General features: G+C 71.9%; 14 protein-coding genes. 5 read left to right on the top strand and 9 right to left on the bottom strand.

Translation table 11 applies throughout. The annotated features are described in order from the left end of the window. Positions 1-14: 14 nt before the first annotated feature. Positions 15-1,154 carry an erythromycin esterase family protein gene (locus ACLJQE_RS26110; protein WP_410641984.1) on the bottom strand — a complete coding sequence of 380 codons (1,140 nt, stop codon included), beginning with the start codon at positions 1,152-1,154 and terminating at the stop codon, positions 15-17. A 31-nt stretch (positions 1,155-1,185) separates the two neighbouring features. Here ACLJQE_RS26110 and ACLJQE_RS26105 point away from each other — a divergent pair, with 31 nt between their 5' ends. Continuing rightward, positions 1,186-1,821 carry a TetR/AcrR family transcriptional regulator gene (locus tag ACLJQE_RS26105; protein WP_410641983.1) on the top strand — a complete coding sequence of 212 codons (636 nt, stop codon included), beginning with the start codon at positions 1,186-1,188 and terminating at the stop codon, positions 1,819-1,821. Between the two features lie 93 nt (positions 1,822-1,914). Here ACLJQE_RS26105 and recG read toward each other — a convergent pair whose 3' ends face one another. Both recG and ACLJQE_RS26095 read right to left on the bottom strand, forming a co-directional pair. Then, on the bottom strand, positions 1,915-4,068 hold the full coding sequence (gene recG / locus ACLJQE_RS26100) for an ATP-dependent DNA helicase RecG (RefSeq protein ID WP_410641982.1): 2,154 nt from the start codon (positions 4,066-4,068) through the stop codon (positions 1,915-1,917). A gap of 3 nt (positions 4,069-4,071) precedes the next feature. After that, positions 4,072-5,649 carry a DAK2 domain-containing protein gene (locus ACLJQE_RS26095; protein WP_410641981.1) on the bottom strand — a complete coding sequence of 526 codons (1,578 nt, stop codon included), beginning with the start codon at positions 5,647-5,649 and terminating at the stop codon, positions 4,072-4,074. Positions 5,650-5,782: 133 nt separating this feature from the next. Here ACLJQE_RS26095 and rpmB point away from each other — a divergent pair, with 133 nt between their 5' ends. Continuing rightward, positions 5,783-5,974: a 50S ribosomal protein L28 gene (gene rpmB / locus ACLJQE_RS26090; RefSeq protein WP_003091970.1), complete on the top strand. Its 192-nt coding sequence runs from the start codon at positions 5,783-5,785 to the stop codon at positions 5,972-5,974. Positions 5,975-6,100: 126 nt separating this feature from the next. On the opposite strand, the gene ACLJQE_RS26085 is transcribed toward rpmB, so the two are convergent. The 3 genes from ACLJQE_RS26085 to ACLJQE_RS26075 form a co-directional block, all read right to left on the bottom strand. Continuing rightward, the gene (locus ACLJQE_RS26085) at positions 6,101-6,871 is read right to left on the bottom strand and encodes an alpha/beta fold hydrolase (protein WP_410641980.1); all 771 of its coding nucleotides are present in this window, start codon (positions 6,869-6,871) and stop codon (positions 6,101-6,103) included. Positions 6,872-6,935: 64 nt separating this feature from the next. Beyond that, positions 6,936-7,613 carry a uracil-DNA glycosylase gene (locus ACLJQE_RS26080; protein WP_410641979.1) on the bottom strand — a complete coding sequence of 226 codons (678 nt, stop codon included), beginning with the start codon at positions 7,611-7,613 and terminating at the stop codon, positions 6,936-6,938. Between the two features lie 30 nt (positions 7,614-7,643). Beyond that, positions 7,644-8,174, bottom strand: coding sequence for a gamma carbonic anhydrase family protein (locus ACLJQE_RS26075; protein WP_410641978.1), 531 nt, complete (start codon positions 8,172-8,174; stop codon positions 7,644-7,646). 93 nt (positions 8,175-8,267) lie between these two features. On the opposite strand from ACLJQE_RS26075, the gene ACLJQE_RS26070 reads away from it, so the two are divergent. Beyond that, a complete protein-coding gene (locus tag ACLJQE_RS26070) occupies positions 8,268-9,422 on the top strand; it encodes a glycoside hydrolase family 27 protein (RefSeq protein ID WP_410641976.1) in 1,155 nt (384 codons plus the stop codon). On the opposite strand, the gene ACLJQE_RS26065 is transcribed toward ACLJQE_RS26070, so the two are convergent. Beyond that, positions 9,409-9,888, bottom strand: coding sequence for a GNAT family N-acetyltransferase (locus ACLJQE_RS26065; protein ID WP_410641975.1), 480 nt, complete (start codon positions 9,886-9,888; stop codon positions 9,409-9,411). The genes ACLJQE_RS26070 and ACLJQE_RS26065 overlap by 14 nt on opposite strands. A gap of 16 nt (positions 9,889-9,904) precedes the next feature. Continuing rightward, positions 9,905-10,861 (bottom strand): thiamine-phosphate kinase, encoded by a 957-nt coding sequence (locus ACLJQE_RS26060; RefSeq protein WP_410641974.1) that lies wholly within the window; start codon positions 10,859-10,861, stop codon positions 9,905-9,907. A 137-nt stretch (positions 10,862-10,998) separates the two neighbouring features. On the opposite strand from ACLJQE_RS26060, the gene ACLJQE_RS26055 reads away from it, so the two are divergent. Continuing rightward, positions 10,999-11,232 (top strand): Lrp/AsnC family transcriptional regulator, encoded by a 234-nt coding sequence (locus tag ACLJQE_RS26055; protein WP_003091994.1) that lies wholly within the window; start codon positions 10,999-11,001, stop codon positions 11,230-11,232. 19 nt (positions 11,233-11,251) lie between these two features. Continuing rightward, on the top strand, positions 11,252-11,791 hold the full coding sequence (locus ACLJQE_RS26050; protein WP_410641973.1) for a DUF3515 domain-containing protein: 540 nt from the start codon (positions 11,252-11,254) through the stop codon (positions 11,789-11,791). Here ACLJQE_RS26050 and ACLJQE_RS26045 read toward each other — a convergent pair. Continuing rightward, complete coding sequence (locus ACLJQE_RS26045; protein ID WP_410641972.1) at positions 11,788-12,882, bottom strand: D-alanine--D-alanine ligase family protein; 1,095 nt, start codon at positions 12,880-12,882, stop codon at positions 11,788-11,790. The genes ACLJQE_RS26050 and ACLJQE_RS26045 overlap by 4 nt on opposite strands. Positions 12,883-13,083: the final 201 nt, after the last annotated feature.

The raw sequence follows: 13,083 nt of genomic DNA, 5'->3' as shown, positions 1-13,083 counted from the left end.
CCGAACGGGCACACCTACCCGGCGACGCCCCCGAAAATCGTTTCCTGCTTCTCCAGGCAGACGACGGCGTCCCACGCGGCCGCGACGTCCACCGCCGGTGTCATGTGCGCGTGCCGGACGGCCGTGGCCGCCGGGCGCGCGACCACGCAGGGCGCCTGATCCGCGAGGAGCGCCTCGACGCTGCCTTCCGCCGGCGCTTCGAGGGCCTGTTCGAACATCCGGAACCCGAGCGGCGCGGCTTCGTCGGGCACCAGCCCGGTCGTCGTCCCCGCGACGGCGGTGAGCGCCAGCGCGAAGTAGCGATCCCCCAGTTCCGCGGCCAGGTGCGTCCCGGCCGACGGCGCCGTCATGCCCGGCATCGGCGAGAACGGCACGCGCTGGAGGTGTCCGTTGTGGATCATCAGCACGATCTTCTCGCCCGGGAACCGCCGCCGCAGCAGCCGCACGGTGGCCGCCATGTACGTGTCCCGCGACGAACTCTGCGGCTCGGGTGCGCGGCCCGCCATCAGCGCGTCGAGCTCCCGCAGGTACAGGTCGACGCGCAGGGCGCCCTCCGCGTGGTGCGCGGCGACGTCGCCGTGACCGAGGGACGCCACATGTCCTTTGAGGACGGTCAACGCCGTCGTCGCGGCGTCCCGCGCTCCGGGGCCCATCGCCGCGTAACGACCGGGCGCGACCGCACTGCTCACCGACGCGTACGGCTCGCACGCCGCCAGTGCATCGTCCACAAGGGACACATTGGCCGGATCCACGCGGAGGAACTCCGCCCGCAGCGCCTGCAGCGCGGGCACCGGCGAACCCGCCGAACTCGGCACGTCGAGCCCGAAGAACCGGACGCCGCGGCCGCGCAGCCAGGTCAGCATCTCGTGCACCTCGGCCGAGTCGCCGAGACCGAACGTGAAGCCGTCCCGCGCGACGTCGGCGACCTCGCCCGGGCCACCCTGCAGCCACGCGTCGACCAGGTGCCCCTCCGGGAAGCCGCCTTCGAACCCGAGCACGGTGAACCCGCGCTCGGTGACGAGGTGGCGCAGGAGACGGTCGCGCAGCGCGCCGAACTCGCGGATGTGATGGTTGTTCTCGCCGATGGCGACGACCTCGGCGTCGCCGATCAGGTCGGCGATGGAAGCGACGGCGACGGACTCGGGTTCTGGCATACTGGGCACACTAACGCAACAGGAGTAGCAGTTGGCAACCGAGATTTCCGGGACGAAGCGACCGGGCGGCCGCACCGAGCGGACCCGCCTCGCCGCGCTCAACGCCACCCTGGAGCTGCTCGGCGAACGCGGGTACGCGGAGCTGACCGTCGAGGCGGTCGCCGAACGCTCCGGCGTGCACAAGACGACGTTGTACCGCCGGTGGGAGTCCGCCGAAGGCCTGGTCGCGGCCGCCCTGCTGCTGGGCGCCGAGCAGGAGTGGACGGTGCCGGACACCGGTTCCCTCGAAGGCGACCTCCGCGCCGTCAACCTGGAGCTGGTGCGCTACTTCACCACCCCGGGCGAGCGCGAACTGCCGATGGCGTCGATTTCGGCGGCGTTCCTCTCCCCGCGTGCGGCCGACGCCCTGCGCGAGTTCTACGTCGACCGCCACGCCCGTTCGGCGGTCGCCGTGACCCGGGCGATCGAGCGCGGGGAGGTCCCGCCCGGCACCGACCCGGTGGAGGTGGTGCGCGTGGCCTGCGGGCCGGTCTTCTACCGCCTGCTCATCTCCCGGGAAGGCGTCACGCCGTCGGACGCGGGCGTCGCCGCGGCCGCCGCGGCCGTGGCCGCGAAAGCCGGGGTGTTCACGACAGCCGGCGGCCAAACCGCACCACGTCCAGGGTGACGTCGTCGAGCGTCTCGGTTCCGGTGGCGCCGTCGGGCTGCCAGCCCTGCCGCAGGGCCCGGCCGATCGCCGGGGCGCCGGCGGCCGGGCGGATCAGCTCTTCTCCAGGTACTCCGCGCGCTCGACGTCGACGACGTCGGCGACCATCTGCGCCAGGCCGCGGTACTTCGTCAGCTCCGGGTCCTCGGTGACGAGTTCCTGAGCCAGGGCACGGGACGCGGCGATGACGTCTTCGTCGCGCAGCAGTGACAGCAGCTTGAGCGTGGACCGCTTCCCGGACTGCGCGGCGCCGAGGATGTCGCCTTCGCGGCGCAGTTCGAGGTCGAGGCGCGACAGCTCGAAGCCGTCGGTGGTCGACTCGACCGCCGCCAGCCGTTCGCGGGTCGCCGTGCCGTCGAGGGCCTCGGTGACCAGCAGGCACAGCCCCGGCACGCTGCCCCGGCCGACGCGGCCGCGCAGCTGGTGCAGCTGGCTGACGCCGAACCGGTCGGCGTCCATGATCACCATCGCGGTGGCGTTCGGCACGTTCACGCCGACCTCGATCACGGTCGTCGCCACGAGGACGTCCAGCTTCCCCGCCGAGAACGCGCGCATCACGGCGTCCTTGTCGTCGGGCGGCATCCGGCCGTGCAGCACGCCGATCTTCAGCCCCTGCAGCGGCCCGTGCTCCAGCTCGGGGGCGACTTCCAGGACCGCGAGCGGCGGTCGCTTGTCGCTCTTGTCCGACGGCGGCTCGTCGCCGATCCGCGGGCACACGACGTACGCCTGGTGCCCCTTGCCGACCTCCTCGCGCACGCGCTGCCAGATCCGCTCGAACCAGGCGGGCTTCTCGGCGACCGGCACGACCGTGGTGGCGATCGGCGACCGCCCGACCGGCATCTCGCGCAGCGCCGAGACCTCCAGGTCGCCGTACACGGTCATCGCGACCGTGCGCGGGATCGGCGTCGCGGTCATCACGAGCACGTGCGGGCTGGTGTCGCCGGCCCCGCGGGTGCGCAGGGCGTCCCGCTGCTCGACGCCGAACCGGTGCTGTTCGTCGACGACGGCGAGGCCGAGGTCGGCGAACTCGACGTGGTCCTGGATCAGCGCGTGCGTGCCGACGACGATGCCCGCTTCGCCGCTGACGATCTCCAGCAGCGACTTCTTGCGCTCCTTCGCGCCCATCGACCCGGTGAGCAGCGTGACGCGGGTGGCGTTCTCCGCCGCACCCAGCTCGCCCGCCTGGCCGAGGTCGCCGAGCATCTCCCGCAGCGACCGGGCGTGCTGCGCGGCCAGGACCTCGGTCGGGGCCAGCATCGCGGCCTGCCGCCCGTTGTCGACGACCTGCAGCATCGCCCGCAGCGCGACGACCGTCTTGCCCGAGCCGACCTCGCCCTGGAGCAGCCGGTTCATCGGGTGCTCGGAGGCCAGGTCCGTGGCGATCTCGTCGCCGATCCCGCGCTGGCCCGCGGTGAGGTCGAAGGGCAGCCGCTTGTCGAAGGCGTCCAGGAGCCCGCCGCCGACGTGCGGGTTGGCCTTCGCCGGGCGCGAGACGGCCGAGTGGCGCCGCTGCGCGAAGATCAGCTGGACGGCCATGGCCTCGTCCCACTTGAGCCGCTTCTTCGACGCCTCCAGGTGCGCCCAGTTCTCCGGGCGGTGGATGCCGCGCAGCGCGTTGTCGAGGTCCGACAACCGGTGCAGCCGCCGCAGCTCGGCGGGCATCGGGTCGTCGTCGACCTCGAGGACGTCGAGGACCTGGCGGACGCACTTGGCGATCGACCACGTCGGCATGCCCTGCGCCGCCGGGTACACCGGGATGATCGCGGCGAGGAAGTTGTCCATCGCCTCGGCTTCGTTCTCGGCGTCGAACAGCTCGTACTCGGGGTTGGTCAGCTGCAGGGTGTCGCGGAAGGCGGACACCTTGCCGGCGAACAGCCCGGTCTTGCCGGGGACGAGGTCCTTCTCGCGCCAGGCCTGGTTGAAGAACGCGCAGGTCAGACGACGTTTCCCGTCGGTGATCACCATGTCGAGGATGGTCCCGTTGCGTGCCTTCATCCGCCGCTTGCTCACCTTTTCGATGCGCGCCAGCACGGTGGCGTGCTCGCCCAGCTCGAGGCCGGCGATGTCGGTGAGCTCGCCACGCTCGGCGTAGCGGCGCGGGTAGTGGCGCAGCAGGTCGCTGACCGTCTCGATGTCCAGCGACGTGGCGAGTGCCTTCGCCGTCTTGGCACCCAGCAGCAACGGCAGCTTGTCGCGCAGTCCGGCCATCCGCTATTCGACTCCCATCAGCAGCACGGCGTCCGCCTGGCCGCTGGCGTAGCTGGTCAGCTCCACCTCCGGGTGCTCCACCCGCAGCTGCTCCGCGAGCTCCTCGGCGACCCCCGGCGGGGCCGCCGCCCCGCTCAGCACCGTCACCAGCTCCCCGCCGAGCGCCAGCATCCGGTTCAGCACCTTCATCGCGGCCGCGACCAGGTTCGTCTCGGACGCGGGTGCGGGCTCGATCAGCACCACCTCGTCGTCGACCAGGCCGACCACGTCGCCGGACTGGGCCCGGCCCACCCAGGTTAGCGACTCCTCCTGCGCGATCCGCAGTTCGCCACGCCTGGTCGCGGCGGCCGCTTCGGCCATCGCGACGACGTCGTCGTTGGTGCGGCGGCCGGCGTCGTGCACGGCGAGCGCGGCCAGCACCTGCACCGGTGACGCGCACGGGATGACCACGACGTCCCGGTCGGCGGCCATCGCGTGCCCGGCCGCGGTGTCGGCCGCGGCGGTGAGCGCGACGCTGCCCGGCAGCACGGTCACCTGCTGCCCGGCGGCCTCGTTGAGCAGGCCGATCATGTCCTCGACGCTCGGCGTCCCGCCCTCGGGCACGGCCAGCACCGGGATGCTTTCGGCGCGCAGCAGCTCGGCCAGCGCCCCGCCGTGGACGACCGCGACGACCGTGCGGTCGATCCCGCCACCGGGTTCGATCGGCGTCGGTGTGAGCAGCGGTTCGACCCGGATCCGGCGCGGACGGCCGAGCGCGAGCCCGGCCTCGATGGCGGCGCCGATGTCGGCGCAGTGGACGTGCACGGCGTGGCTGCCCGAGCCGTCGCCGGCCACGGTGACGCTGTCCCCGAGGCCGCTCAGCTCCTTGCGCAGGGTCGGCAGGCTCGCCTCGTCGACGCCGTCCAGGAGGTACATGACTTCCCAGGCGTAGGCATCGGCTTGGGCGGCCGCGTGGACTTCGAGGGGGTGTTCCTGCTCGATGGGGGCGCCGGTGAGCACGCCGACCAGCGCGTCGAGCACGGCGACCAGACCGCGCGCCCCGGCGTCGACGACCCCGGCCCTGGCCAGCGCGGGCAGCTGCTCGGGCGTCTTCTCGAGGGCGTGCGCGGCCTCTTTCGCGGCTTTCCGCGCGATGTCGTCCAGCGGGCTCGTGTCACCGCGGACGGCGAGGGCGACGGCGTGCAGGACGGTCAGGATGGTCCCGGCGACCGGGCGGCTGACGGCACCGGTGGCGACCTCGTCGGCGTGGCCGAGGGCCTTCGCCAGCCACGCGCCGTCCAGGTCGCCCTCGGCGCGGTCGGCCAGCCCGCGCACGACCTGGGAGAGGATCACGCCGGAGTTGCCCTTGGCCGACGCGACGGCCCCGCGCGCGAGGATCTTCAGCGCCTGAGCGGCGTTCTCCGGCGCGGCGATCTCGAGTTCGGCCGCCGCGCCGGTCATGGTGAAGAGCATGTTGGAGCCGGTGTCGGAATCGGCGACGGGGTAGACGTTGATCTCGTCGATGGCCGGCCGCAGGCTCGCCAGACTGCGCACACAGCCCGCCGCCCAGGCCGACACCGCCGCCGCGTCCAGCACCCGCACCCGTAACCTCCTGCCCGGTCCTCCGGCAGCGTATCGACCCGGTGCGGAACCCCGGGAACGCACTGGTTACTATGGTCGAGTTGCCCAGTGCGTCTGGGCTCATCTCTATGACCCAGATCCAAAGGAGTTCGACGTGGCTGCCGTGTGCGACGTCTGTGGCAAGGGACCCGGCTTCGGCAAGTCGGTCTCGCACTCCCACCGCCGTACCAACCGCCGGTGGAACCCGAACATCCAGACCGTCCACGCCAAGGTGGGTGTGTCCCAGCGCAAGCGCTTGAACGTGTGCACCTCGTGCATCAAGGCGGGCAAGGTCGTTCGCGGCTGAGGCGAGAAGTTTGGAATGGCGGGTGCTCTTCGGAGCACCCGCCATTTTCATGTGGTCGCCTCAAGCGCCCCAATGTGGCCTTGGGTGCGTTCAACGCACCGAAGGCCACATTGGGGCGCTGGGGGCCTACTTGAGGAAGTCGGTCAGCAGGGGCTTGAGCGTCTCCGGGAACTGGAGCACTCCGTGGTCCTGGCCTTCCAGGGTCTCGTGACGGGCGCCGGGGATCGCCTCGGCCGCCGCGCGGGCGCCTGACCGGAGTGCGTCGTCGCTTGCGCCGCCGCCGATCACCAGGACCGGGATCGAGATGCGGGCCAGGTTCTCCGTGCGCGGGCGGGCGTCCGGGCCGCAGATCGTCAGGTCGTACGGGAGCGTGTGCGCCAGCGCCGTGAACCAGCCCCACACCGGGGCCTGCTTCATCCCCTCGACCACCTCCGCCGGCGTGCCCGCGACCTTCAGGAACGTCGCCACCGCGCCGTCCCGGTCACCCGCCGCCAGCCGGGCGCGCACCTCGTCCAGCACGTCGGCCCGCGGGTGCTCGTCCGTCGCGTACGGCGGCTCGTACGCCACCACCTTGTCGATGCCGATGCCCGCCGCGGCCGCCTCCAGGGCCAGGATCGCGCCCGAGGAGTGGCCGAACACCGACGCCGTCCCGCCCACCTGGGCGATCAGCGCCGCGAGGTCTTCGATCTCCCGCTCGACGGCGTACTCCGCGGCGTCTCCGCTGTCCCCGCGCCCGCGGCGGTCGTAGCCGATCGTCGTGAAATCGACGGCCAGGACCTCGGCCAGCCCCACGACGGTCGTCCGGTCGTTGAACGCGCCGCCGACCAGGAGCACCGGCGGGCCGTCCCCGCGCCGCTCGAAGAAGATCGACGTGCCGTCGGCCGATGTGACGTTCATGGTTTCCTCCAGAGCTGCCGTTTCCCCCTGGTCGGAGCCGTCACGCCGATCCGGACACCGATCGTCAGGGAAGTTTCCAGTCGACCGGCGCCGCGCCCTGCTGCTCCAGCAGCTGGTTGGCCCGGCTGAACGGCCGCGAACCGAAGAAGCCGTTGTGCGCCGAGAGCGGGCTCGGGTGCGCGGACTCGATGCACGGGACCTCGCCCAGCATCGGGCGCAGGTTGCGGGCGTTGCGGCCCCACAGGATCGCCACCATCGGCTCCGACCGGGCCGCGAGGGCCTTGATCGCCTGCTCGGTGACCTCTTCCCAGCCCTTGCCCTGGTGCGAGTTCGACTTGCCGGGCTGCACGGTCAGCGCCCTGTTGAGCAGCAGCACGCCCTGCTCGGCCCACGGCGTCAGGTCGCCGTTGGACGGCAGCGGGTGGCCGAGGTCCTCGCTGTACTCCTTGTAGATGTTGACCAGGCTCTTCGGGATCGGCCGGACGTCCGGCGCCACCGAGAAGCTCAGGCCCACCGCGTGCCCCGGCGTCGGGTACGGGTCCTGGCCGACGATGAGCACGCGGACGTCGTGGAACGGCTGCTTGAACGCCCGCAGCACGTGTTCACCGGCCGGAAGGTACGTCCGGCCGGCGGCGATCTCCGCGCGGAGGAACTCCCCCATCGCGGCGACCTGCGGCGCCACCGGTTCGAGGGCTTTCGCCCAGCCTGCCTCGACGATGTCCTGCAGCGGTCGTGCGGTCACGGCGCGCAAGCCTACCGGGCGTGGCCGGCGTCACCCGAGCGGGTCGAGCCGCCTCAGTTCGGTGCGGAACCGCCGGGCCCGCTGCACGTAGGACTCGACGACGAGAGCGATGTTCTCCGCGCCGAACGACTTGTTCTCCCGCGTCTTCCCCGGCACGCCCAGCGCGATCTCGCCGGTCTTCACGTGGGAGCCGTACGACAGCACCGCGCCCGCGCCGACCATGCCGCCGTCCTCGATCACCGAGCCGTTCAGCACCACCGAACCGGACGCGATCAGGCAGCCCGTGCCGATCGTCGCGCCCTCGATGTGCACCGCGTGGCCGACCGCCGACGACGGCCCGAGGATCGTCGGGTGGCGTTCGGTGCAGTGCAGGACGCAGCCGTCCTGGACGTTCGACCGCTCGCCGATCTCGATGTGGCCGTGGTCGCCGCGCAGGACCGTCTGCGGCCACACCGACGCGTGGGCACCGATCCGGACGTCGCCGATCACCGTCGCGTCCGGGTGGACGTAGGCGTCGGGGTGGATCGTCGGCTCGAGCGAACCTAGTGCGTAGATCGGCATGCCGCCTCCGAGGTGACTGCGGTTTCACTTCCGGTGCGATTGGATCACGGCATCGCCGCGACACCGCAGACCCGTCCGAGAAGCACCGCGCTCGTGCTCCTCCTCGTCGCGCTGACCTGGCTGCTCAGCCTCCCGGTGGCGTCGCCCGCACTGGCGAACGGCCTGGCCGGCACCCCGCCGATGGGCTGGAACAGCTGGAACCAGGTGCGCTGCCACGACCTCACCGAGGACGTCGTGCGCCACGCCGCCGACGCGCTCGCCGACACCGGCCTGCGTGACGCGGGTTACCGGTACGTCGTCGTCGACGACTGCTGGCAGGCACCCACCCGCGCGGCGGACGGCTCCCTGCGGCCGGACCCGCAGCGGTTCCCGCACGGCATCGCCGACCTCGCCGACTACGTCCACTCCCGCGGCCTGCTGTTCGGCATCTACGCCGTCCCCGGTAGCCGGACCTGCGCCATGGCGAACGACGCCTACCCGGCGTCCGGCATCGGCTCGCTCGGCCACGAGCGCCAGGACGCCGAGACGTTCGGCCGCTGGGGCGTCGACTACCTCAAGTACGACTGGTGCAACGCCGACACCGTCGACGGCCTCGGCCGGAAGGCCGCGTTCGAGAAGATGCGCGACGAGCTGGCCGCGCTGCCCCGCCCGATCGTCTACGCGATCTCCGAGTACGGCGTCTCCAGCCCGTGGACCTGGGCGCGGCCGGTGGCGAACCTGTGGCGCACGACCAACGACCTGGTCGCGACCTGGGACTCGGTGCTCGCGACGATCGACCAGCAGGCCGGCGTCGCCGTCCACAGCGGCTCGCCCGGCGGGTGGAACGACCCGGACATGCTCCAGGTCGGCAACGGCACGCTGACCGCCGACGAGTCGCGCGCGCACTTCAGCGTCTGGGCCGTGCTGAACGCGCCGCTGTTCGCCGGCACCGACCCGGCGAAGCTGGGCGGCAGCGACCTCGCGACGCTGGGCAACGCCGAGGTGATCGCCGTCGACCAGGACTTCGCGGGCAGCCAGGGACGGCAGCTCGACGCGGGGCCCGGCTACCAGGTGTGGGGAAAACCGCTGAGCGGCGGCGGTTTCGCGGTGGTGCTGCTCAACACCGGCAGCACCACCACGACCGTCTCCGCTTCGATCCCCGGCGCGTGGCAGGTCCGCGACCTCTGGGCCCACCGGGACGCCGGTACCGCGGTGTCGGCGTCCCTGCGGCCCCACGCGGCCGCCCTGCTGAAGCTCACCCCGAGGTGAGGTCCTTGCCGAAGCAGCGGCTTTCCGGCTCGTTCTTGTAGAGGCCGAACTGCGGGATTTCGGCGTAGCCCGACGACGTGTAGAGCGCGATCGCTTCCGGCTGCTTCGTCCCGGTCTCCAGGACCGCGCGCTTGCGGCCGCACAACGCCGCCGTGCGCTCCAGTTCGGACAGGATCATCCGCGCGAACCCACGGCCGCGCGCGGAATCGGCGACGTACATCCGCTTGAATTCGGCGTCGCCCGGCTGGAAGTCCGGTTCGGGGCCGTCGTGGGCGCGCCACGCGCCGCAGGCGACCGCCTCCTCGCCCTGGTAGCCGACGAGGAACACGCCCTGCGGCGGATCGAAGTCGGCGGGGCTCAACGGCGTGGCGTCCTCGCTGCCGTAGCGCTCGACGTACACCTGCTGCACCGCGGCCATCAGCTTCGCCGCGTCAGGGTGGTCGTAGGGAACTGGAACGATTCTCACGCTTCCGAAGCCTAGATCAGCGCCAGTGCGTCCAGCCGCCTTCTCGCGAAAACGGCTTGCCGTCGACGGTGATCCCGGAGCCGGCCATGGTGACGACGCCGATGGTGCGCCAGCCGTCCGGCAGCTCGGTGAACGGCGGGAAGGTGGCCACCAGAGCGTGGTCCTCCCCGCCGGTGAGGACCCAGTCCAGCGGGTCCGCGCCGAGGGCGGCGCCGACCTCGGTGAGCCGGGCGGGGACGTCGAGGTCGGCGGTGCGTACGTCGATGCCGACGTCGGAGGCCTCACCGATGTGCCCCAGGTCGGCGAGCAGGCCGTCGGAGACGTCGATCATCGCCGTGGCCCCGGCGAGGGCGGCGCGCGGGCCGGCTTCGTAGGGCGGTTCCGGGCAGCGCTGGGCGTTGACGACACCGACCGGCGACCGGAAGCCGCGGCCGAGCACGGCCAGGCCGGCCGCGGCCCAGCCGAGCCGTCCGTTCACCGCGAGGACGTCACCGGGCCGGGCGCCCGAGCGCGTCACCGGCTCGCGGTCGCCGAGGTCGCCCAGGGCCGTGACACTGATCACGAGCTGGTCCGCGCGGACCATGTCGCCGCCGGAGACGCCGACGCCGGCGCGTTCGGCCTCGGCCCACATGCCGTCGGCCAGCCCGGTGACGACCTCGCGCGGGGTGTCGGGCGGGCAGGCGAGTCCGACCAGGACGGTGGTCGGGGTGGCGCCCATGGCGGCCACGTCGGCCAGGTTGACCGCGACGGCCTTGCGCCCGACGTGCTCGGGCGAGGACCAGTCCAGCCGGAAGTGGACGCCCTGGACGAGGACGTCGGTGCTGGCGACCACGCGGCCGTCCGGCGCGGCGATGACGGCGGCGTCGTCGCCCGGACCGAGCAGCGTGCCCGGCGGCTGGCGCCGTCCTTCCGTGACGGCTCGGATGAGCGCGAACTCGCCGGTCTCGGCGACCGTTCCGTCGTTCGGTGACACCGGTCACCTCTGCTTTCTCTACCGGGACAAAGATCGATCACCGATAGTCGGATGCCCTATGTTTTTCCGTGAGCTGGCGATACGTTGCTGATGACGTTCCTACCTTGAGCGACAAGATCCCGACGAAAGGGCGCGCCGTGGTCCACGCATACATCCTCATCCAGACCGAGGTCGGCAAGGCGGCCGCGGTGGCTGCCGAGATCTCCAGCATCCCGGGTGTGACCAGCTCGGAGGATGTCACCGGACCGTACGACGTCATCGTCCGCGCGGCCGCCGACAACGTCGACCAGCTGGGCCAGCTCGTGGTCGCGAAGGTGCAGAACGTGGAAGGCATCACGCGCACCCTGACCTGCCCGGTCGTGCACCTCTGAGCAGTGGTGTAGTTGCGGGGTGCCTGATCCCGACACCGGAGCACCACCCCGAGTGGTGCTCGTCACCGCGGCCGCGCTCGCCGTGGCCCTGGCGGTCGCCGTCGCCGTGTTCGCCCTGACCCGGCCGTCCCCGGACGCTTCGGCAGCCGGCCCCTTGCCGCTCGTCCCGGTACCCGCCCCCCAGTCGGGGGCCCCGGGCTGCACGACGCTGCTGGGCGCAGTCCCGACGGAGCTGACGTCGAACGGCAAGCAGGTGAAGCTGCGCGAACTGGCCGCCCCGGCGCCGCCGGCCACGGTGGCCTGGGGCGCGGACGACCCGCTGGTGCTGCGCTGCGGCCTGGACCGGCCGCCGGAGCTGACGCCGACGGCGCAGCTGCGGCTGGTGAACGGCGTGCAGTGGCTGCAGGTGGCGGGCGAGGGCGCGTCGACGTGGTACGTCGTGGATCGCGAGGTCTACGCGGCGCTGACGGTGCCGGACAGTGCCGGAACGGGCCCGCTGCAGGAGATCTCGGACACGGTGGCCGCGAAGCTGCCCGCGCGGCCGCTGCGGTTCTCCTAGCGGAGCCCGGTTCCGCGGGCGATCGCCGTCTCGACGAGGGTGGTCAGCAGCGTCGCGTAGTCCATGCCGGTGACCTCCCACATCTTCGGGTAGGCGGACTTCGTCGTGAAGCCCGGCATGGTGTTGACCTCGTTGATGATCAGCTCGTGGTTTTCGGTGACGAAGAAGTCGACGCGGGCCAGCCCCTGGCAGTCCAGCGCCCGGAAGGCTTCCACGGCCATCGTGCGGAGCTTCTCGGTGAGGGCGTCGTCGAGCTTGGCGGGGATGTCGAGTTCGGCGTCGTCGCCGAGGTACTTGGTTTCGAAGTCGTACCAGGCGTTTTCGTCCTCGGACAGTACCCGGATCTCGGCGGGCAGCGAGGCTTCGACGTGCCCGTCCGGGAATTCGAGGACACCGCACTCGACCTCCCGCCCGACGACGGCGGCCTCGACGAGCACCTTGGGATCGGTCGCCCGCGCGAGTTCGATGGCGGCTTCCAGCCCGGCCCAGTCGGCGACGCGCGAGATCCCGACGGAGCTGCCGGCCCGGGAGGGCTTGACGAACACGGGCAGCCCGAGCCGGGATTTCTCCTCGACGTCCAAAGTGGACTGCCCGCGCTTCAGCGCGGAGTAGGTCCCGACCGGAAGCCCTTCGGCGGCGAGGAGTTTCTTGGCGGTTTCCTTGTCCATGGCGGCGGCGCTGGCGAGCACCCCGGGCCCGACGTAGGGGATGCCGGCGAGTTCGAGGAGGCCCTGGATGGTGCCGTCTTCGCCGAAAGCACCGTGCAGAACGGGGAAGACGACATCGACCCGCGACAGCACTTCGCTTTCCCGCCCGGGTTCCACGGCAACGAGCCCCCGGCTGGAGGGATCCCCGGCGAGGACGAGCCCCTGGCCGTCCTCGACGGACGGCAGTTCCCGGCCGCGAATGGCGAGCTGGCCGGGCTCCCCGGAGCCGAGCACCCACCGGCCTTCCCGGGTGATCCCGACCGGAACGGCCTCGAACCGCTCGGGATCGAGGTGACCGAGGACACTGCCGGCGGACAGGCACGAGATGGTGTGCTCGCTACTGCGCCCACCGAACACGACGGCCACCCGGATCTTCTCGCTCATGGTGAGCCACCGTACCCGGTGACCTCGCGGAACAGCCGAGCCCGGTGCGGCGGAGAGCACCGGTGACGGGTTGGGCACGTCCGGCAGGCCGGGACTCTCTCCGCCGGCTGGTGTCGCGCGTCCGAGGTTCGTCGGCAGTCTCCTGGCGGCTGGTCCGACGCCAGGAAAGAGTCGTCAGGTCGTCGGACGCAGTGAACGACT

Origin of the sequence: Amycolatopsis sp. lyj-346, from assembly GCF_046548975.1 — a bacterium.
Classification (GTDB): Bacteria; Actinomycetota; Actinomycetes; order Mycobacteriales; family Pseudonocardiaceae; genus Amycolatopsis.
This window is presented reverse-complemented; position numbering and strand designations above follow the sequence as displayed.

What these genes read in the sequence shown, in the direction of transcription:
- ACLJQE_RS26110 (WP_410641984.1), bottom strand. Translation starts at nt 1,154, where the DNA reads ATGCCAGAACCCGAGTCCGTCGCCGTCGCTTCCATCGCCGACCTGATC.
- recG (WP_410641982.1), bottom strand. Translation starts at nt 4,068, where the DNA reads ATGGCCGGACTGCGCGACAAGCTGCCGTTGCTGCTGGGTGCCAAGACG.
- ACLJQE_RS26085 (WP_410641980.1), bottom strand. Translation starts at nt 6,871, where the DNA reads ATGAACGTCACATCGGCCGACGGCACGTCGATCTTCTTCGAGCGGCGC.
- ACLJQE_RS26075 (WP_410641978.1), bottom strand. Translation starts at nt 8,174, where the DNA reads ATGCCGATCTACGCACTAGGTTCGCTCGAGCCGACGATCCACCCCGAC.
- ACLJQE_RS26045 (WP_410641972.1), bottom strand. Translation starts at nt 12,882, where the DNA reads ATGAGCGAGAAGATCCGGGTGGCCGTCGTGTTCGGTGGGCGCAGTAGC.